At 58.1% G+C, this 20026-nt stretch carries 16 protein-coding genes, 3 tRNA genes and 1 pseudogene; 8 read left to right on the top strand and 12 right to left on the bottom strand.

The annotated features are described in order from the left end of the window. Window positions 1-244: 244 nt before the first annotated feature. The 3 genes from Q0650_RS16080 to Q0650_RS16070 all read right to left on the bottom strand — a co-directional run bounded on the left by Q0650_RS16080 (window position 245) and on the right by Q0650_RS16070 (window position 509). Window positions 245-320: transfer RNA gene (locus tag Q0650_RS16080), tRNA-Phe, on the bottom strand. 17 nt (window positions 321-337) lie between these two features. Next, a tRNA-Val gene (locus Q0650_RS16075) sits at window positions 338-412 on the bottom strand. 7 nt (window positions 413-419) lie between these two features. Beyond that, window positions 420-509: transfer RNA gene (locus Q0650_RS16070), tRNA-Leu, on the bottom strand. Window positions 510-846: 337 nt separating this feature from the next. On the opposite strand from Q0650_RS16070, the gene Q0650_RS16065 reads away from it, so the two are divergent. Then, window positions 847-2394: a hypothetical protein gene (locus tag Q0650_RS16065; RefSeq protein WP_298820782.1), complete on the top strand. Its 1548-nt coding sequence runs from the start codon at window positions 847-849 to the stop codon at window positions 2392-2394. Beyond that, window positions 2391-2654: a hypothetical protein gene (locus tag Q0650_RS16060; protein WP_298820780.1), complete on the top strand. Its 264-nt coding sequence runs from the start codon at window positions 2391-2393 to the stop codon at window positions 2652-2654. Before Q0650_RS16065 ends, Q0650_RS16060 begins: the two co-directional genes overlap by 4 nt. 163 nt (window positions 2655-2817) lie before the next feature. Here Q0650_RS16060 and Q0650_RS16055 read toward each other — a convergent pair whose 3' ends face one another. The 7 genes from Q0650_RS16055 to Q0650_RS16025 all read right to left on the bottom strand — a co-directional run bounded on the left by Q0650_RS16055 (window position 2818) and on the right by Q0650_RS16025 (window position 10741). Then, window positions 2818-3786 carry a prephenate dehydrogenase/arogenate dehydrogenase family protein gene (locus tag Q0650_RS16055; RefSeq protein ID WP_298820778.1) on the bottom strand — a complete coding sequence of 323 codons (969 nt, stop codon included), beginning with the start codon at window positions 3784-3786 and terminating at the stop codon, window positions 2818-2820. A gap of 149 nt (window positions 3787-3935) precedes the next feature. Next, window positions 3936-4541, bottom strand: coding sequence for a hypothetical protein (locus Q0650_RS16050; protein ID WP_298820775.1), 606 nt, complete (start codon window positions 4539-4541; stop codon window positions 3936-3938). Then, entirely contained in the window at window positions 4534-5628 is a 1095-nt protein-coding gene (gene aroC, locus Q0650_RS16045; protein ID WP_298820773.1) for a chorismate synthase, read from the bottom strand. The genes Q0650_RS16050 and aroC overlap by 8 nt, the downstream gene beginning before the upstream one ends. Before the next feature lie 90 nt (window positions 5629-5718). After that, a complete protein-coding gene (locus tag Q0650_RS16040) occupies window positions 5719-6927 on the bottom strand; it encodes a glycosyltransferase family 4 protein (RefSeq protein ID WP_298820771.1) in 1209 nt (402 codons plus the stop codon). A gap of 24 nt (window positions 6928-6951) precedes the next feature. Beyond that, the gene (locus tag Q0650_RS16035; protein WP_298820769.1) at window positions 6952-8139 is read right to left on the bottom strand and encodes a class I SAM-dependent rRNA methyltransferase; all 1188 of its coding nucleotides are present in this window, start codon (window positions 8137-8139) and stop codon (window positions 6952-6954) included. 35 nt (window positions 8140-8174) lie between these two features. Beyond that, on the bottom strand, window positions 8175-9416 hold the full coding sequence (locus tag Q0650_RS16030; RefSeq protein WP_298820767.1) for a glucose-1-phosphate adenylyltransferase family protein: 1242 nt from the start codon (window positions 9414-9416) through the stop codon (window positions 8175-8177). 71 nt (window positions 9417-9487) lie between these two features. Further along, the gene (locus tag Q0650_RS16025) at window positions 9488-10741 is read right to left on the bottom strand and encodes a glucose-1-phosphate adenylyltransferase (protein WP_298820766.1); all 1254 of its coding nucleotides are present in this window, start codon (window positions 10739-10741) and stop codon (window positions 9488-9490) included. Between the two features lie 240 nt (window positions 10742-10981). Here Q0650_RS16025 and Q0650_RS16020 point away from each other — a divergent pair, with 240 nt between their 5' ends. Both Q0650_RS16020 and Q0650_RS16015 read left to right on the top strand, forming a co-directional pair. Then, window positions 10982-11461 carry a hypothetical protein gene (locus tag Q0650_RS16020; protein WP_298820765.1) on the top strand — a complete coding sequence of 160 codons (480 nt, stop codon included), beginning with the start codon at window positions 10982-10984 and terminating at the stop codon, window positions 11459-11461. A 103-nt stretch (window positions 11462-11564) separates the two neighbouring features. Continuing rightward, window positions 11565-12437: a universal stress protein gene (locus Q0650_RS16015; protein WP_298820763.1), complete on the top strand. Its 873-nt coding sequence runs from the start codon at window positions 11565-11567 to the stop codon at window positions 12435-12437. 44 nt (window positions 12438-12481) lie between these two features. Here Q0650_RS16015 and Q0650_RS16010 read toward each other — a convergent pair whose 3' ends face one another. After that, complete coding sequence (locus tag Q0650_RS16010) at window positions 12482-12973, bottom strand: MOSC domain-containing protein (RefSeq protein ID WP_298820761.1); 492 nt, start codon at window positions 12971-12973, stop codon at window positions 12482-12484. Window positions 12974-13068: 95 nt separating this feature from the next. Between Q0650_RS16010 and Q0650_RS16005 the strand changes: the two genes are divergently transcribed. From Q0650_RS16005 to acs, 4 genes are all read left to right on the top strand, one after another. Continuing rightward, complete coding sequence (locus Q0650_RS16005) at window positions 13069-14241, top strand: hypothetical protein (RefSeq protein WP_298820759.1); 1173 nt, start codon at window positions 13069-13071, stop codon at window positions 14239-14241. A gap of 85 nt (window positions 14242-14326) precedes the next feature. Beyond that, a complete protein-coding gene (locus tag Q0650_RS16000; RefSeq protein ID WP_298820757.1) occupies window positions 14327-15151 on the top strand; it encodes a universal stress protein in 825 nt (274 codons plus the stop codon). Window positions 15152-15309: 158 nt separating this feature from the next. Next, entirely contained in the window at window positions 15310-17208 is a 1899-nt protein-coding gene (prpE, locus tag Q0650_RS15995) for a propionate--CoA ligase (RefSeq protein ID WP_298820755.1), read from the top strand. 232 nt (window positions 17209-17440) lie between these two features. Continuing rightward, complete coding sequence (gene acs, locus Q0650_RS15990) at window positions 17441-19375, top strand: acetate--CoA ligase (protein ID WP_298820753.1); 1935 nt, start codon at window positions 17441-17443, stop codon at window positions 19373-19375. A gap of 78 nt (window positions 19376-19453) precedes the next feature. Here acs and Q0650_RS15985 read toward each other — a convergent pair. Further along, window positions 19454-20026: pseudogene (locus tag Q0650_RS15985) on the bottom strand (serine/threonine protein kinase); the annotation flags it as partial.

The raw sequence follows: 20026 nt of genomic DNA, 5'->3' as shown, positions 1-20026 counted from the left end.
ATGAGCGCAACCCTGCCGACCTCCCGCGTCCACAACCCAACCCATTGGGTGAAACAACAACGACCGCCCCCGCTCCCGCTGGAGTCGGTAGTCACCCCCCTGCTCCTGCAACGAACGCCGCGAGTGGCAGACCTCCGACCATTCATTCACCGGGCAAACGTACATCCCTGCTCTCACTCACCTGCTTGACCACGAAAAAAAACAGTCACACCTGCGCTGTCAGACAGCGCAGGTGTGACATTGATGGTGCCAAGAGCCGGACTTGAACCGGCGACCCTCGCATTTTCAGTGCGATGCTCTACCAACTGAGCTATCTTGGCCTGCCACTACCAGCATATGGTGGGCGATGACGGGTTCGAACCGCCGACACCCTCGGTGTAAGCGAGGTGCTCTACCGCTGAGCTAATCGCCCTCACGTCTGGTGCCCAGGAAGGGACTTGAACCCTTACGAGCGTGGTTAGCTCACTAGGCCCTCAACCTAGCGCGTCTGCCAATTCCGCCACCTGGGCGCTCAACGCCTTGCTATTATACGAAATCGCAGCAGAGTTGTCAAATTGGGAGTATTGGCCTATCCCGCTTGCTTGACTCACGCGAGGCACCTCAATACACTGAGAGCAGCGAGTTCTGACGCCAATTGTTGCTCCAGCGAAACAGCGCGTACCGTAATGGGCTGGTGATCATTGCCTCTACTGTACCATTACGCCTACGACATCTGGTCACAAACCATTGTCTACCGGTTGCCTCCGTTGTTCCGCTATGTTGAGTTCGTAGCACAACCCTTATGTGTCAATCAGGAGTGGCCTGATGACATAGAGCAAAGCGCGATTTGCAGGAGGTGATCGGACTATGCAACGGCAGTGGGCAAACATTGTCATCATTAGTTTATCTATAGCGTTACTGGCAACTATGGCGCAGGCCGAATCGGGCGCTCCCGGCGAGGTGATTCTGACGGCAAATCTCGGCTCAGCTTTCACCTACCAGGGTCGTCTGCATCACGATGGCACGCCGGTCAACGGCGTGTGCGATACCCAGTTTTCGTTGTGGGACAACGCTACCGGCGGGGCACAGATCGGTTCGACTCAGACCAGCACGGTAACGGTCACCGGTGGCCTATTTACTGTGCCGGCGCTCGATTTCGGCAGTACCGCCTTCACCGGCCAATCGCGCTGGCTGGAAGTAGCCGTGCGTTGTCCGAGCGGCAGTGGTTCTTTCACGACGCTGACGCCACGACAGGCGCTGACTGCAACGCCTTATGCGTTGAGTTTGCGTCCGGGAGCTGAGGTAACCGGTAATGTGAGCGGCAGTAGCCTTCTGGCGTGGAATACAACCACGACCGGTCTCTCATATGGTTTGTACGGTCGGAGCGATAGCAACGGTGGTCGCGGCATCGCCGGCTTTGCCAGCTCCGGTAGTGGTGATGCGGTGGGGGTTTACGGTCTAAGCGCCAGCAGCAACGGTTCGGGTGTTACCGGCGAAGCAACTGCCGTCACCGGCCCGACAATCGGCGTGTATGGCGTCACGCGATCGGCAAGCGAGAATGCAGCCGGCGTGCTGGGCGAGGCGGCACGCACAAGCGTTCTGCAAAACACTATTGGGGTACGCGGCATTAATCGCAACAACACGCCAGCCGGGGTAGGAGTGCGAGGAGACCACCTCGACAGCGGCATCGGTGTCTTAGGCTCCTCTGCGCGTGGTGTCGGAGTGTTTGGAGATGTAATCTCAAATACGCTGGGCGTTGGAGTCGGTGTTTGGGGTCGAACGGCCTACCAAAATGGCACCGGTGTCGTTGGAGAGGCTACGTCCAGCAGCGGCACGACCTATGGTGTGCGAGGCTTTGTAACAAGTCCAAACGGCTATGCCGGCTTTTTCAGCGGCGGGCAGGGGGTGAGAGTAGATGGCAATTTACAGGCCACCGGGGTAAAGACCTTTGTGATCGATCACCCTCTGGATCCGGCCAACAAGTACCTCTACCACTTTGCCCAGGAAGGTCCTGCGATTCAAAACGTCTACAACGGTATCATTACGCTCGACGATACCGGTAGCGCTACTGTGACACTCCCCGACTACTTTGCGGCGATCAATACCGGACCGTTTCTCTACCAGTTGACCCCTATCGGCGCGGCGATGCCCAATTTACATATTGCCCAGACCATCGAGCATAATCAGTTCCGCATCGCCGGTGGGGTATCTGGAGCGCAGGTGTCGTGGGAGGTGACTGCAACCCGCAACGATCCATATCTGCGCGCCCATCCGGTAGCAACGGAAGTGAACAAGCCGACAAACGAGCGCGGTTTCTATCTCGCCCCCGAAGCGTATGGGTTGCCGGAAACGCTGCGCGCGCATAGCGTTCCGACGCTCTCGCCACCCAGGTTTGCAGAGGAGGAGCAACGATGAAACAATGGATCCAGCGCAGCTTGATCGTTCTCCTCATAAGCTGGCTGATTGGCGCCGTTGCGGCAGACAGCGGTTATCAGCTTGTCTGGTACACTATCGATAGCGGTGGCGCGTTGTTCAGCGCCAGTGGCAGCTATTCGCTCGGCAGCACCATCGGTCAGGCCGATGCTGGCGTGGTCGGCGGTGGCGGCTATACCCTGTATAGCGGTTTTTGGGGCGCGCCCGATAGCATCGTTTATGTGCCGCTCGTAACACGATGATCGGGCGCGTTGCCATTTCATACTCGATCACGGCTCAGAGGATCGAATAACGGCGCGGGGGGGAAACTGAACGCTGCGCTCACCCGCGCAATCTTAGCCAGCACGCCTGGCGTAGAGACGGGTGAGCGCCAGCTCAATCATGAAACGTTTCGCCAGTCTGTCTTCACTTCTCCCGCTTCGGGAAGCGGAAACCGAGCAGACTGGGTCGTTCGACTGTCGGCATGGCATTAAAATCGGCTTCGCCAGGGCGCAAATGGGGTTTGCTATCCAGCCAGGCATCGCGCGCAGCTTTGGCCTGTTGCAGCATCTGCTCGATGGCCGGGGCGTCGCCGGTGTTAATCTGCTCGCGCACTGTCACCAGAAAGCGGATCATCTCATCGATCCAGCGAGCGAGGCCATGAGGGTTGGTTAGCAAAATGTCGCGCTGCATCTGCGGATCGCCCGAAGCCAGTCGCGACACATCGCGAAAGCCGGTTGCCGCCAGCGCCGCCATCTCCTTCCAGGCCGGAGTCGCGCTAGTCGTGGTCACCAACCCCACCGAGAGCAAGAGTGGAAGATGAGAGATACCGGCAACGTAGGCGTCGTGTTCTTCCGGATCGATGTAGTAGGGCTTGGCGCCAACTGCGCGCACCAGCGCCTCAACCACCTCTATCGCCTGTGGCGCCGTAGCGCTGGTTGCAGTCAGACAATAAATCGCCTCCCGGAAGAGATCGGGATCGGCGGCCTCTGGGCCTGAACGTTCGCGCCCGGCCATCGGGTGACCGCCGACAAAACTGACTGTAGCGGGCAACAAATCGGCAGCCCACCGGCAAACCTGCGCCTTCGTGCTCGCCACATCGGTGACAATTACCCCGGCAGGCAAGAGGGTAGCCAGTTCGCTCAATACTTCATGGATTGCCCGCACCGGCGTGGCGACGATGACGATCTGAGCTTCTCGCGCGGCTTCGGCCAGAGAATGCGCTTCGCGATCGATTGCCAGCCGACCACGCGCCGCGCGCACCACTCGCGGCTCGCGGTCATACCCGATTACCTCAACTGCGCCGAGCGGCGACTCTTTGGGATCGGCGTTGCGCAATGCCATACCCAGTGATGCGCCGATGAGTCCCAGACCGATAATGGCAATCCGAATCATAGCCGTCTCTTTCTCCGTGTGATGGCAAATTCTGCCCGGTTGTTACTCGCTCATTATCAGGCAATGTGCTCTCGCATTGCCGCACCACTCATGCATAGCCATTACAAATCTTTGAATGATCGTTAGGCCGCGCGCGCCTGTCCCTTCCTTCATGTCGCCGATTCGACCCCAACGAGCGAAAGAAAGATGATTTCAACCAATACCAGCATCAATGCCAGCGCGATCAGTTTGATCGGATCGAGCGCGCGCAACGCTGCCAGGGCCAGCGTCATCGCCGCAAAAAGGCCGATCTCATACGCTTCCCGCCGCGCGCGACGATTATCGCGCGCCCACGCTTTGAGCGCCAGCCAGCGTCGACTCAGGGCAGCGATCACCGGCCTGACAATAGCAGACACCAACAGAAACACGGCAAAGATCATGAGCGCGTAGACCGGCATGTCAGGTGGATCGAGCAGTGTGCCGGTTGGCGCCGGGATAATCGCAATGGTTACCAGCAGGAGCCAGCTTCCTAGCGCGCCTTCAACCGTCAAACCAGGGAGATCGAGCCGCTTTTCGAGCGGGAAGAAGGTGATGATACCCGTCACCAGCGCCATCCCGTGAAAGATCAGGTGCAGCGGAGAGAGCAGGTTTGGGCCTCGCGCCAGATCAAGGCCAATTACCATCGCAATGACCAGCGCCCAGCTCAACCCGGCAAGAAGCGCCAATGGCAATAGCCAGTTTCGCGACGCATCGATCTTCTGATTATGTTCAGTCATCGTGATGCTCCAGCCATGTTACCCGCGCCAAACGCTGGCGCAGCAGATGATCGGCCAGCACCAGGGCCAGCATAGCTTCGGCAACCGGCACCAAACGTGGCAGCACGGTCGGATCGTGGCGACCGTGAACCTCGATGGTCACCGGATTCCCTTCACGGTCAACCGTCTGCTGTGGACGCGCGATACTGGCCGGCGGTTTTGCCGCCAATCGCACGACAATCTCTTCACCGGTCGAGATACCTCCCAGCATGCCGCCGTGGTGGTTGGAAGCAGTGCCAATCGAGCCATCTTCCCGCCGAATAAACGGATCATTGTTCTGCGAGCCACGGAGCATAGCCACGCCAAAGCCTTCCCCGATCTCAACCCCTTTGATCGCCGGGATCGAAAACATCGCTTTGCCAATGTCGGCCTGCAATTTATCGAAGACCGGTTCGCCCAGACCGGGGGGAACGCCGCGCGCGCGCACTTCAACAATCCCACCCAACGAGTCGAGTTCACGTCGAGCCTGATCCACGCGCTCAACCATCAACGCTGCGACCCGCGCATCGGGGCAACGCATGATGTTGCGTTCGATCTCATCTTCGTCGAAAACCTCAGCGCGCAGATCGGCCAGTTGCAGGGTATAGCCAACAATCCGAACGCCTACAGTCGCCAGCAGCCGACGGGCAATTGCGCCGGCTGCCACGCGACCGATTGTCTCGCGCGCCGATGAACGTCCACCGCCACGCCAGTCGCGAAAGCCGTACTTTACATCCCAGGTATAATCGGCATGACCGGGCCGATAACTATCCTTAATATTTTCGTAGTGGTGCGACTTGGCATCGGTGTTGTAAACAACCATCGTAATTGGCGTGCCAGTCGTGCGCCCTTCAAAGACGCCAGACAGGATATGTACCTCATCGGCTTCCCGTCGCTGCGAGCTGACCCGGCTTTGCCCAACCCGCCGGCGATCAAGCTCGCGCTGAATGTCGGCAACCTCGAGCGGCAACCCGGCGGGACAGCCATCAACCGTACAACCGACCGCCGGGCCGTGTGATTCACCCCAGGTTGTGACCCGAAACACATGACCGAACGTATTTCCGGGCATACGCACTCCCTACTGCATGTTGTTGCAAAAACGCTCAGGCGCGTAATAGCGGGCGATACCAGGATCCGCTACCGAGCCACCGCACCCACCTCAAGCGCGACGTATCATCTCTTTGCCCCAGGCCACAGCTTTCCATTCTGTCCAGACTCGATCGTACACTGCCTTCACCTCACCGGCAATCCGGTTCCAGGTATAGTAGGCGCGGGCCAGCGCGGCGCCACGCGCGGCGCGCAACCGCGAGTCGGCAGGCGAGCGCAAACTGACCAGCAGCGCATTAGCAAGCGCCCCAACATCGCCGGCTGGCACTACCAGACCGTTCAGTTCATGCTGCACTACCTCGGCCAGGCCTCCGGCATCAGAAACGATCACCGGGCAGCCGGCAGCAAAGGCTTCCAGGGCAACGATACCGAACGGCTCGTAGAGTGATGGAAAGACGGCGACATCACCAACAGCGTACAGACGGTCGCGATCTTCGTCGCTGATGAAGCCGAGGAACTCTACCGGAACACCCAGCGCTGCGGCGCGACCTTTCAGCTCATCGCTGGCGCTTCCCGTGCCGGCGACTACCAGGCGGGCCGGCATTTCGGTCACTACCCGCGGCCAGGCCTCCAGCAAAATATGAACGCCTTTTTCGTAAACCAGTCGCCCGACAAAGATAACCAGCGCTTCGTTATCGGCGGCAAATCGACGCCGAAAGGCCACCCATTCAGCCGGCGTGACAAACGGTTGCGGCGGAATATGGACACCGTTGGAAATGACATCGATCTTGTCAGGTGGAGTAGTAAAATAGTCACGGATCTGGCGAGCCATAAAGTGCGAGCAAACTATCACCCGCCAGGCCTCGTACGTCAATCGCCACTCCAGATCATTGATCCGTTGCGATTGATAGCCGTTAATATTGCCGCGCCCGCGCCCGCGTTCAGTGGCATGGATAGTCGCAATCAGGGGCACTCGCCAGAGATGTTTCAGCGCAATCCCGACTTCGGCAGTTAACCAATCGTGAACGTGGATCAGATCAGGTCGCCCGCCGGGAAAGAGGGACTGGGCGGCCTGTTCAAGCTGGCGGCCAGCGTGGTAAACGAGCGTTGGGAAATCATCACTATCGATCGGCGTAATTGCCACCCGACAGACTGCCAATCGATCCTGCTGTTCAAAAGTGACACCGCCGCGCAATTGCGGAGTGATCAACGTGACTTTCACTTCGTGGTCGGTGAGCGCCGGCGCTAAATCGGCTACGTGCCGGCCAAGACCGCCAACGATATGAGGTGGATATTCCCACGAGATTTGCAGTACGTGCATAGGCGCATTATAGCACGCCGCCGGCTAGACCAGCGACTGCACGCGGGCAATCAGGCACTTCAAGTAACGACCCTCAGGAAAACCGGCAGGCACCGGATGATCGAGTGGATGGCCGGCCTCGTAGATGATCTGCGCCCGACGGTGAGCCTGCGCTGCCGCTTCGCCAAGGATGGCGCGAAACTGTTCTGGACCAATTTGGGCCGTGCAACTGGCGCTCACCAGCAGGCCACCCGGCCTGACGCAACGCATACCCAACGCATTGATCCGCACATAAGCGCGCTGAGCGGCATGCTGACTGGCGCGAGCGCGGGCAAAGCTCGGCGGATCGAGGATGACAACATCGAACGTTCGCCCGGCTTTGGCATAACGATCAAGCAGGGCGAAACAATCCTCCGTCTCAAACCGATGGCGTTCCGCCGGCAACCGGTTCAGGGCAATATTGGCCTCTGTCGCCGCGGCCAGGCCACGACCAACATCACAACTGACAACTTCGGCGGCATCACCACGCAACGCATAGATCGAAAAGCCGCCGGTATAAGCAAAACAGTTGAGCACAGTAGCGCCGGCAACCAACCCTTCAACTGCGCGCCGATTGTCACGTTGATCGAGAAAGAGACCTGTCTTCTGCCCGTAGAGCATATCGACCTGAAAGAAGAGGCCGTTCTCTTGCACAACCAGATCGCGCGGCGGCCATTCACCCCAGAGCAGCGCCGGCTGCGCCTCAGTTTCTTCTGACTCGTGAAGTCGTGGCCGTTGCACGATACCGCGTAACTCGGGATCGACCGCGCGCAGCGCGCTTGCAATCACCGGCGCCAGCATCTGCGCGCTCTCGGCATACGCTTGGATGACAGCATAATCACCGTAGCGATCGACCACGATACCGGGTAGTCCATCGCCTTCGCCATAGATCCAGCGGTATGCGGTGGTCTGCCCACTATCGCGCAATGGTGCCCGCAATTCCCAGGCTTCCCACACGCGCTCGCGGAACCATGCCTGATCGGGCAAACCATTGCGACTAAAGATTCGCAGGCCGATAGGACTTTGCTCATCATAGAGGCCGTAGACGGTCAGGCCACCGCAGCGCGCGCGCACCCATTGCCCGGAGCGCAACCGTTCCGCGCCGATGAGATGATTGCGGTAGACCCACGGATGCCCTTGTTGCAACCGCGAACGGATAGATGGATCGATAGCAATATCGGCAACTGACGGCATACGCACCAGCTCTTCAAGGTAACATTCCGCCGGGCTTAGATGGTTGCCCCACTTGGCACACAGCCATCGGCAGGGAAGGAGTCGGGCTGTGCGCGAGGACGGATAGCGACATTGCGCCCAATCCGCGTGCCAGGTGGAATGTGCGCTTTCAAACCAACCAGTGTCAGACCGGTATTCAGACGTTCGGGAGTTTCCGCATTTGGCGTATTGTCGTCACCTTCGCCGACCCGCGCCCCTTCACCGATCCGCACCCCTTCATCGATGATACAACGGTCAAGGATCGCATTCGACTCAATGACCGCGTCACCAAGCACAACCGAATCGCGCACTACTGCGCCTGGCGCCACCACGACACCCGGCGAAAGCACTGAACCGATAACCGTACCGTATACGCGACAACCATCGCTCAGCAGACTGTTTTGAACCCGCGCCTGCGCGCCAATCTCGGCGCCCGGTCGGTCTGAACTCACTGTGTGAATCACCCATTCGGGATCGTACAGATCGAGCGCCGGCGTCTCGGCCAGCAGAGCCAGATTGGCTTCGTAATAGGCCTGCACAGTGCCGACATCGGCCCAATAGCCTTGAAAATTGTAGGCATAAGCGCGCGCATTCTGCACAATCTGCGGCAGTAGATGACGACCAAAATCAACCGCATCGGTAGAGCGGAGCAGGTCGATCAAAAATTGCTTCCGAAACACGTAGATTCCCATCGAAGCCAGGTTTGAATCGGCCCGCCGCGGCTTCTCGACAAAGCGATCGACCCGGCCATCGCTTCCGACCGACACAATCCCATAGCGATGAGCATCGTGTGGACTGATACTGCGCACTGCCATCGTCAGATCTGCCGCTCGCTCTTCGTGCAATTCTAGCAGTGGTCGATAATCCATCTTATAAATGTGATCGCCGGCGAGTAACAACACTGCATCGACTGGCTGATCTTCAACCACATCGAGATTGTAGCGCACGGCATCAGCCGTGCCTCGTTGCCATCCACCACCGGCAGGTGTTGGTGATGGGTGGAGCAGGCGCAAACCACCTTGCGCGCGGTCGAGATCCCACGGGCGACCCACGCCGAGATGCGCATGCAACGAGCGAGGACGGTATTGGGTCAACACGGCGACGTTGTACAGGCCCGAATTAACACAATTCGAGAGGGCAAAATCGATAATTCGGTACTTCCCGCCAAACGGCACTGCCGCTTCGGTGCGTTCGGCGGTAAGCACGCTCAATGCCGGCGAATCGCCCCCGGCCAGGATCATCACCAATGTGCGTATCATAACGACTCCATTATCGCAACAGCGGTTAGCGTAGCGCGCCAACGTGCTCAGTTCCTGTCAAACGCTCGCGGTCAGATCGTCTCTCCCGACGGCACATCACCGGCAGGAAAATCTTCCGCATTACGGTCGGCATTGATCACCACATTGCGACCGATGGTGATGCCGGCAGGTATGTGCGCCGCTTTGCCAACCACTGTTACGCCACTGTTGAGCTTATCGGGTTGCTTGCGGTTGGGCACGGTCAGATCATCGCCGAAACCAAGCCGGGCGCCGTGTCCAACCACAACTTTCTTATCGACGATCACCCGATCGAGTACTGCCCCTGGCCCGATCCAGGTATCGTTCATAACCACGCTATCACGCACAATTGCCCCTGGCGAGACATACACCCCCGGTGACAGCACTGAATGGGTAACAGTGCCGCGAATAGTGCAGCCATTGCAAATGATCGACTGCGTGACCCGAGCCTGCGGCCCGATCTTGGCTGGTGGACGCTCTTCGCTACGAGTGCGGATTGGCCAGGTCGGATCGAACAGGTCAAATTCGAGCGTCGGATCGAGAAGCTGCATACTCGTTTCCCAATACGACTGAATTGTGCCGACATCGACCCAATAACCTTTGAAACGATGGGCAAAAACCCGGTCATTAGACACCATTGCCGGAATGACATCCTTGCCGAAATCGATCCGCGGCTTTTCTGGGCTACCCTCGGAAAGCCGCTGAATCAGAATATCGGCGTTAAAGACGTAGATACCCATTGACGCCAGATTTCCTTTATCGCGAGCTTTGGGTTTCTCGGTAAACTCAACGATCCGATCGTGTTCATCGGTCGTCATGATCCCGAAGCGATCGGTCTCCTCAAGTGGCACTTCCATTACCGCGACGGTCAGATCGGCGCGTTTGCGCAGATGGGTGTCGATGATGTCGTTATAATTCATTTTGTAGATATGATCGCCAGAAAGCACTAACACCAGATCGGCGCGCCGCTCCTGGATGTAGTTCAGGTTCTGGTAGATCGCATCGGCTGTGCCCCGGTACCATGACTCATCACGCCGCCCCTGGTACGGTTGCAACAACCGTACCCCACCGCGCGCGCGGTCGAGATCCCAAGGCTTGCCGATGCCGATGTGTTCGTTGAGCGAATGAGGCCGGTATTGCGTCAAAACTGCCACATCAAAGATTCCAGAATTGACGCAATTCGAGAGGGTAAAGTCGATAATGCGAAACTTCCCGGCGAAGGGCACCGATGGTTTGGCGCGCTTTTCTGAGAGCACACTCAGGCGAGTGCCTTCGCCGCCTGCCATGATCATCGCTACAATACGCATACGCCTCCCGTATCTGTCATACATCCGGCTGCATGGCCGATTGTACTCGCAAGCGAGCAATCGCGCAACGCGGGATGAACGGCTATCCAACCCAAACCGATTTGCTACCGCTTATCTTCGTTGCTCACGCGCAAGAGTTGTGCAATTGCCGCTCAAATACCTGCAACTACGACCTGGATGCATTGCCGCAGTCTGCTATCATAGAGCTACAAATAGCTTCATATCCTCAGGAGTGCCATCATGACCGTTTACCCCAATCCAACCCAACCACCAGCAACCGGATGGTTGCGTTGGACAGTGGTCGGCGTGGCGATCCTGTTGTTGACCGTTCTGCTCAGTTGCATGTTATTCGGTTTTGGTGGCTGGCGCCTCCTTAGTGGATTGTTTGGCGAGACCCAGGCGATCGAGCAGGTTGTCATGCAATTTATGGCAGCCGGTCTGCGCAACGATAGTGACACTGCGCTGGCGCTGTTTGCCGATTCGCCGGAGACTACCATCACGCGCCGCGATCTCGAACGACTCTTCGCGGATCGCCAGCGCTTTCGCGCAGTCAGCGGCATTTCCATAACCCAAATTCGGATTACCAGCACGCTTGAAGGTAGCAGCGCCAGTATTAGCGGTAGACTCAACTATGTTGACGGTTCTCAACCACAACCGTTTTCAGCCCGCTTGCTTAAGGAGAATGACCGATGGCGCTTGACCTGGATCGATTTGCGCTGAGTTCCCTTGATTCCTGCGGATGAGAGGAGGCCCAAGCTGAAACCGGCAGCGTAGCGCGCCCTGACATCAGCCCAGGCCAGGAGATAGAAGCAGGAGGCACGCGATGTTTCACACTATCCTCGTCCCACTCGATGGCTCGCCGGTTGGCGAACAAGCGCTGGCTGCCGCTGCGCGACTGGCGCGCGCGGTCAATGCAACCATCCATTTGGTGCATGTGCATTATCCCAATTCACTCACGCCAATCGTGATCGAGACGCTACCCATTATCGATGCCGATTTACAATCACTGGCCGCCGAGCACGAACGGTATTATCTTAACCAGATTGCCAGCTCACCAACGCTCGCAGGCATCTCGACAGTTGTGACACGACTTGAAGGCTCGGTCGCCGAGAGCCTGGCCGCTCATGCTGAGGCTATCCAGGCAAATTTGATCGTTATGACAACCCACGGCTGGAGCGGTTTTGAGCATTTCTGGCTCGGCAGCGTCGCGGAAGCGCTGCTTCGCCTGACTCATACGCCGCTCTGGCTGATGCGACCGGGCGAACCGGCGCAACGAGCAGCTCAGCCGCTGCGTCGCATTCTGGTGCCGCTTGACGGTTCAGAACGATCTGAGCAGGTGTTGCCCCATGCACAGGCACTGGCTGCGATTGATGAGGCGCGCCTGATACTCGTCCGCATCATCAATCGCCAATCCCGCCGAAGCGCAACGGCAGGAGCGGATCCAAGACAGGAGGCAGAAGCATACTTATCCACAGTGGCAGCCCGACTTGAGGCGCAAGGTGTGCCAACTGACATTGCGGTTGGCAGCGCCGACCAACCGGCGCGCGCTGTACTCTCGCTCAGCCGTGAATTGCAGGTTGATGCGATTGCGCTGGCAACGCGCGGGCAAGGTGGCTGGCAGCGACTGATGGTCGGCAGTACTGCTGACAAAGTGATTCGCGCCAGCCCGATCCCGGTGCTGGTCGCGCGGCCTTGATGGCATCGCGCGCACAGACTCCTTCCTCAGCGCCGGCGTGTCACTCAGGCGCCGGCGCGCAAATGAATGACCGGATCGCCAACCCGCACTTCGCCTTCGCTGATCACTCGCGCATAAAGGCGGCTCCAGCCGGGGTAGAGGCGTTGACTGATGCGACTGAACCAGCCGCGTTGAAACGAGCCGGCAATCGTGTTGCACGGCGTGGTATATTCGGTAATTTCGAGTTCAACCCATGCGCCGATCAGCAAGCGGTCACCGATGGCGATTTGATCCCAATCGAGACCGCCGATGGTGAGATTCTCGCCAGTTGTGCCCGGCGCAATCGGGTGACCTTCCGCCTGAAGCGCAGCAATGCGCTCGGCTGAATAGAGTGATACGGCGCGCCGCGGCCCGCCGTGATGCTCTCGATCACGCTGGCGATCGCCGCGCGCGCCATCAATTGTGATCTCGACGGCAGGAACGGCATATTTGGGCACACCACCGTTTGGATTAACGTTGATCTGAACAACATGACCTTGAGGATGGGCTGATTTCATGCATTTACTCCCTGTTCAAATCGGTCACACTCGCCTATCATATCAAATCACCAGCTTCATTGTCTGCTGATGGACTGTCGGCAAGGAAATATCTTATGGAGTCCCCTCCTCACCACGAACAATCATCGCCGGCTCCCACTACGGTTGTCGAGCCAGGTTTCGATCAGAGACTGGTTCAGGCAGAGTCAGTTGCTGCGTCAGTATCGCCACGCCGATCACACTGGAATTGGCGCGCGATTGGGCAACGACTGGCCTATGCTGTCGCAGGCATTCTGGTGTTTGTGTTAGCCCTGGAACTGCTCAAACGCGGCGCTGCCGGCTATGGGCACATTCTGGTCGGCTGGCTGAATGTTAACTCAGCGATGAGTGCCCTCGGTTTTGGCTGGCTACTGGCCTATATCTTTCTGAGCGGGTCACCCGTAGCAGCAGTTGCGGTAACATTTTTTGCTTCAGGCACTATCGACGGCCTGCAAACCTTAACCATGATTACCGGCTCGCGGTTAGGAGCCTCCTTTATCGTGCTGTTTGTTGGCTTTATCTACCATCTTCGCGGTCATCGACGCGCAGCCAGCGTCTCGATCGGCGTACTGGCGTTGCTGACCACTGCCGCAATCTACTTGCCGGCACTGGCGTTAGGATACTGGCTGCTTAGCTCACAATGGGTGGGGATTGTGCATGCCAGCGCCAGCAGTCCGTTAAGTTCGGTCATTGACCTCTTCATCGATCCGATAGTGGCGTTCATCGCCAGGATGGCGCCAGAGTGGTTATTGCTGGTGATCGGCGCCTTAACGTTGCCTGGCGCATTTAGTCTGCTTGACCGCAGCATTCCCGATATTCCCGGCGGTCAGAGCGTATTCGGTCACGCCGGGCAGTTACTCTACCGGCCTCTGGCAATGTTTCTCCTCGGCGCCGCGATTACCTCATTTACCCTATCGGTCTCGGTCTCGCTATCAATGCTGGTACCGCTGACGGTACGCGGTGTTATCCGGCGCGAAAATGCATTACCATACATTATGGGCGCAAACATTACCACGTTTATCGACACACTGATCGCGGCATTGATTGTCGGCGGTTCGGCAGCCTTTACCATCGTGCTGATCGAGATGGTTTGTGTCACCTTCTTCTCATTGCTGGCGTTGCTCTGCTACCGACCTTTCGCCCGAACGTTGCTCGAATTGCAAGAATTTATTGTTCGTTCGCCGCTTCACCTGACCGGATTTCTCGCTATCGTCTTGATCGTGCCCCTCGCGCTCTTGTTCATACGCTGATAATGATGGTAGCGGTAAGTGTAAGTGTACGTTTGCCAGCCAGAAAAGCCTCTACGCTTGCCACTGCCCTACGAAAAAATTGCCTATGCATCTTGCCCTTTACGTTGGACGAGGCCTGCAACGAGCCGACTTGATAACTTTCGCCATGCCATTGATTGGCGCGCTTGCCGATCGGTTAACCCTGATTGCGCCAATCAACGAAGCTACAGTGCTGGCTGACGCTATTGCCCGACTTCAACCTGAGCCTCACGTTCAGGTCCGGCACTGGTGCCAGGAGCGTCACTTCACCACGGCAATCCTGTCAGCCACCCAACACGAGCGGCCAGACCTCCTGATCATCCCGGCCTTTACCTCAGGGTCAACGCCAATGAACTGGTTGCAACGACGGCTTGAATTTAACCTGCTCAGCTCATTGTCGATGCCCTTCTTGCGCGTTCATGGCCGCGTCACCCCGGTTCGCCAGATCGCGCTGGCCAGCGCCGGCGGCGCCCAATCATTGCGCAGCGTACCGCTGATTGGTCGGCTGGCGCGGGCATGGCAGGCAGAAATAACCATCGTGCACGTCTCTTCGCAAGAACTGGTCTACTTTGACGGTTTTGCTACTTCACCGATCACCGAAGAACACGCTCTGCGCATTGATCAGAACACTAGCGCGATCTTGGAACAACTTGTGGCTGACTTCCGCCAGCAAGAAGTGCCGGCGCGCTTGCAGATCCTGAACGGGCTGGTTGAAGAGACAATCATCGCCGAATGCCACCATTACGATGTGCTAGCCATTGGCAGTCACCAGCCCGAGCCGGATCAGAGCCTGCCGCCAGGAAGCTGGCTACGCCTGTTGCAACGACTCTCGCTCCAGGATGTAACCCGCGATCTGCTTGATCGCAGTCCAATCCCGGTTTTGGTAACATAAAAACCCGCGAATCCACATCGATCGTTATTAGTTCTTAACGATGAGGTTGCGCTTTGCATCGTTTTCGCGACAGTCAGGTGTGAACTGACAATGGTATAATAGGGCAATCATGTTGTTTCTCTTGCATAGATTGTGCATACTCGCAGAGGAGGATCGCTGTGGGCTACGAAGCCGTCTATCGCCGATCGATCGAAGACCCGGAAGGTTATTGGGCCGAGTTCGCCACTGAGCTTCATTGGTTCAAACCGTGGGACAAAGTGCTCGACAACAGCAATCCGCCCTTCACCCGCTGGTTTGTTGGCGGCGAGACCAATCTCTGCTATAACGCGGTCGATCGTCACGCGCTGGGGGGCAAACGCGGACAGGCTGCATTAATCTGGGAAAGCGCTGAAACAGGGCAGTCACGCACGCTGACCTACTTCGAACTGTATCGTGAAGTCAATCGGTTAGCCGGACTCTTCCATAATCTCGGCGTGCGCAAAGGTGACCGGGTAATCATCTATATGCCGATGGTGCCGGAAGCTATCTTCGCAATGCTGGCCTGCGTCCGCCTCGGCGCGATCCATTCGGTGGTCTTTGGCGGCTTCTCAGTGACCTCGCTGGCATCGCGGATTGACGATGCGGAACCGGTCTTGATCGTGACTGCCGATGCTGGCATGCGTAAAGGCCAACCAGTGCCCCTCAAAGAGGTGGTGGATAAAGCTCTCGCCGAAGCCAACACCGATAGCGTGCGCGATGTGCTGGTCTTGAATCGGGGCATCATTCCGGTTGAGTTGCAGAAGGGCCGCGATCTCGACTGGTATGAGCAACTGGCTAAGCGGGGCGAACGTTATGTCGAACCGGCTCGAATGGCCAGCACCGATCCGTCCTACATTCTGTACACTTCAGGCACCACCGGCAAACCGAAAGGTGTTGTGCGCGATACCGGCGGCTACATGGTAGCGCTCTATGCCAGTATGAGCACTATCTACAACTGCGGCGACGGCGATGTCTTCTGGAGCACCAGCGACATCGGCTGGGTCGTTGGCCATTCGTACATCGTTTACGCTCCTCTGCTGAAGGGTGTGCCCACCGTCGTCTTCGAAGGCCGACCCGATCACCCCGATCCCGGCGTCTGGTGGCGCGTGATTGAGAAGTATGGCGTTACCCATGTCTTTACTGCGCCAACGGCCCTGCGCGCGCTGCGCAAGTTCCCCGAACAATGGATGCGCGACGCCGACATTAGCTCGCTGAAGATCCTGTATGCCGCCGGTGAACCTCTCGATGCCCCCACGTATGAATGGGCAACCAATGCGCTCGGCGTGCCGGTAATTGACCACTACTGGCAGACTGAAAGTGGTTGGCCGATGGTTACCAATCCGGTCGGTGTCGAACTGCTGCCGATCAAACCCGGCTCGCCGACTAAACCGGCCTTCGGCCATCGCCTTGAGGTGGTCGATGCTGATGGCAATCGGGTTCCTCCCGGCGAGAAGGGCTTTCTCGTTGAGCATGGGCCGTTGCCGCCAGGCACCTTGCTAACGCTCTGGAATGATGATGAGCGGTTTGTGAAGGGCTACTGGGGCCACTTCAAAGATAAACTGCTCTACATGACCGGCGACTACGCGATTCAAGACGAAGACGGCTATCTCTTCATGCTTGGCCGCGCCGACGAGGTGCTCAACGTCAGCGGTCACCGTCTTGGCACCCGCGAAATCGAAGAGGTCGTCTCGGCGCACCCGGCAGTGGCTGAAGCGAGCGTGATCGGCGTGCGTGATGAGCTGAAGGGTGAAGACGTGCTGGTCGTAGCCGTGCTCAAACAACACATCACGCCGCAGATGCAAGATGAGATTGCCAATGAGATTCGCCAGCTCGTGCGTGAACGGATCGGCCCGATCGCTACCCCCAAAGCGGTGCATTTCGTGAGTATGCTGCCCAAGACGCGATCGGGGAAGATTATGCGCCGCGTGATTCGGGCCGTTTACCAGGGCGACAACATTGGCGATCTGAGCACCATCGAAGACGATGCCACGGTCGATATGGTGCGCGAAGCGATCGAGCTGCTCCGCGGCGATCTCTAACAACAAGCGTGCCAACCGGTCGGCGCATCTCATTGCCTCAACAGTGCGATGCGCCGACAAACAGTTTGCGCAAAACTTTACCGTATCTTTAATCTCAGCTCACAATTCTTCGCTATCGTGAAAATATCCACAGAGTATCGGTTTGACATAGCGGCGCGGCCCCGCCTATAATTCGTTGTATCCGCTGTCACAACCCATTGCCGCGCAAATTCGCAACAAGGAGGTTCGATCTATGACCGAGACCCGCGACGTGGCGCTGCCCGACACCAGCGAGATGTACTACCCCGACCCGACGCTTGTTGAGCAATCGAACGTGATGGCTTACGCTCGCAGCAAAGGTTTCAATTCCTACGATGAGCTGTACCAGTGGTCGATTACTCATCGCGAAGAGTTTTGGGCTGATATGGCCAGCCAGTTGGAGTGGTTTCAGCCCTGGGAGAAGGTGCTCGATGAGAGCAACAAGCCGTTCTACAAGTGGTTTGTCGGCGGCAAGACCAATATCGTGTACAACGCGATCGATCGCCATCTCAAGACCTGGCGCAAGAATAAGCTGGCCTTGATCTGGGAAGGCGAGGATGGCAGCCAGCGCACGTACTCCTACTACCAGCTCAACTACGAGGTGTCACGGATCGCCAACGTGCTGAAGAGCATGGGCGTTAAGAAGGGCGATATCGTCACCATCTACATGCCTCGCATCCCTGAGTTAATGTTTAGTATGCTGGCCTGCGCCAAGATCGGCGCCGCGCACAGCGTGGTGTACGGCGGTTTCTCGGAGGCAGCGCTGGCCGATCGGCTGGCCGACGCCAAGAGCAAGGTGCTGATTACTGCCGACGGCGGTTACATGCGCGGTAAAGTGGTTGAGCTGAAGAAGATTGTCAACGAAGCCCTCTCCCGCACGCCGACGGTGCAAACCTGTCTCGTCTTCCGCCATACCAATCACGGCGTCCCAATGGAGCAAGGCCGTGATTTCTGGATGCACGATCTGCTCGGTCTGCCGATCGCCAATGGCAATTGCCCAACCGAAGAGATGGACGCCGAGGATATGCTGTTTATCCTCTATACTTCGGGCACGACCGGCAAGCCCAAGGGAGTAGTGCATACCCACGGCGGTTACATGGTGGGTACGTATACCACTCTCAAGTTTGTCTTTGACATCAAGGATGAAGATCGCTACTGGTGCGCCGCCGATCCAGGCTGGATTACCGGTCACTCGTTCATCGTCTATGCGCCACTGATCAACGGCGCTACCTCGTTTATGTACGAAGGCGCTCCCAATTATCCCTATCCCGACCGCTGGTGGAGCATGGTCGATAAACACGGCATTACCATTCTGTATACCGCGCCGACTGCAATCCGCGGTTTGATGCGCTTTGGCGACCTGTGGCCCTCACGCCACAACCTCAGCACCCTTCGCTTGCTCGGCTCGGTCGGCGAACCGATCAATCCTGAAGCCTGGAAGTGGTTTTACGAGAAGATCGGCCACAATCGCTGCCCGATCATGGATACGTGGTGGCAGACTGAAACCGGCCACTTTATGATCACACCGACGCCAGCGGTGCCACTCAAGCCCGGCTCGGCTACGCGCCCCTTCCTTGGCGTTGAAGTCGATGTCGTACACGAAGACGGTAGCCCCTGCGCGCCGGATGAGGATGGTTTGCTGGTGATCAAGAATCCCTGGCCGGGTATGATGCGCACCGTGCTCAACGATCCGCAGCGTTACGTCGAAGGTTACTGGCAGAAGGTGCCGCCGTACTACGCTGCCGGTGACAGCGCGCGCAAAGACAAAGACGGCTATATCTGGGTGATCGGTCGCCTCGATGACGTGATTAAGGTGTCGGGTTACCGGTTGGGTACCGCCGAAGTCGAGAGCGCTCTGGTCAGCCACCCGGCAGTGGCCGAAGCCGCCGCAATTGGCCTACCGCACGAGGTCAAGGGCAACGCCATTCACGCCTTCGTGATCTTGCGCGCCGGTTACGAGCCAGGCCACGATCTCGAAGAGAAACTGCGCGCCCATGTCGGCCATGAACTCGGCCCGATTGCGCGGCCCGACTCGATCACCTTCGTCACTTCGCTGCCCAAGACACGCTCAGGCAAGATTATGCGCCGCGTGCTGCGCGCGCGCGCCCTCGGTCTGCCCGAAGGCGATGTGTCTACCCTCGAAGAATAAGGAACTAGCCGTTCCTGCGCGAAGAGACGCGCTATGGCGCGTCTCTTCGGATTCACGAGCCAGAGGCAATGGCGCTCACTACGGATCCCTCACCCACACCTGTCCTGACAATCGCGCCCGGTAGGTTGTTTGCCCGTTTTCCTGGCCGATCTGCTCCGGCACACCTATACCTGTGTAGACCGGTGGAACATTCTCGTTGATCTGCGCCCTGGCGCCGTACTCACGCAGCACACGTTCGCGATAAGCCTGGCGAAATGCCTCGCGCAGTGTCGCTTCATCGGTGCCATCGGGCACCGTCACTTCCAGATCGTATACAATCGTTTGCAACTGGCCGCTGAGCGAAGAGTTTGGGCTGATACCACTCAGGATGGGCGCGATAAACGGCTCAGCCCACGCTGGCCGGGTGATCAGCACATAACCGCTCAACAGCGTGAGCGCAATCAGCGCCAGCAAAATGAGCGTGGTTACGATCTGCCCGATTGAGCGACGGGCCGGTTGAACCGGCGGCGCCGAAATGGGTGTGGCCGGTAGGTTTGGCCGCGCCACCTTTGCCGGTGGGGTGGCCGCAGCCGACGGTGATGGCGCAGGAGCCGGTTGCGCCACCTTTGCCGGTGGGGTGGCCGCAGCCGACGGTGATGGCGCAGGAGCCGG

It is taken from the genome of uncultured Chloroflexus sp. (assembly GCF_937129525.1).
GTDB lineage: Bacteria > Chloroflexota > Chloroflexia > Chloroflexales > Chloroflexaceae > Chloroflexus.
This window is presented reverse-complemented; position numbering and strand designations above follow the sequence as displayed.